This is a genomic window from Acidovorax sp. ST3 (assembly GCF_003231145.1).
Classification (GTDB): Bacteria; Pseudomonadota; Gammaproteobacteria; order Burkholderiales; family Burkholderiaceae_C; genus Acidovorax.
Genome location: NZ_QKVP01000145.1, coordinates 1 through 512, shown reverse-complemented (window position 1 = coordinate 512; position 512 = coordinate 1). Strand labels below are relative to the sequence as shown.

At 67.8% G+C, this 512-nt stretch carries 1 protein-coding gene; it reads left to right on the top strand.

Annotated features, from left to right (window positions below):
* On the top strand, positions 1-512 hold a 512-nt coding region (locus DNK89_RS24025; protein ID WP_153064362.1), incomplete at both ends, for an amino acid ABC transporter permease.

Here is a 512-nt window from a genome sequence, read left to right as displayed (position 1 = left end):
ACACCGCGATCTGGGTGCGCTTCGGCGAAGCCACCCTCGCCACCCTGTCGGCCTTCGCGGCCGCGGCGGTCGGTGCGCTGGTGCTCGGATTCGTCCTCGCGATCGGGCGCCTGTCCGACCACGCCTGGGTTCGCATCCCGGTCGGCTGGATCGTGGAGATCCTCCGCGCCGTGCCCGTGCTGGTCTTCATGCTCCTGCTCTACTACGGTCTGCCCGTCATCGGCATCCGCCTCTCGCCCTACTGGGCCGTCGTGATCGCTCTCATCGCGTACAACGGGTCGGTTCTGTCCGAGGTCATCCGGGCCGGCGTCGAGTCGCTGCCGCGCGGTCAGAGCGCGGCCGGTTACGCCCTGGGCCTTCGCAAGTCCAACGTGATGCGTCTGATCCTCCTGCCTCAGGCCATCCGGGCAATGCTGCCGGTGATCATCGCGCAGCTCGTGGTGACGCTGAAGGACACGGCGCTCGGCTTCATCATCACCTACCCCGAACTGCTGTACTTCGCGCGGCAGCTC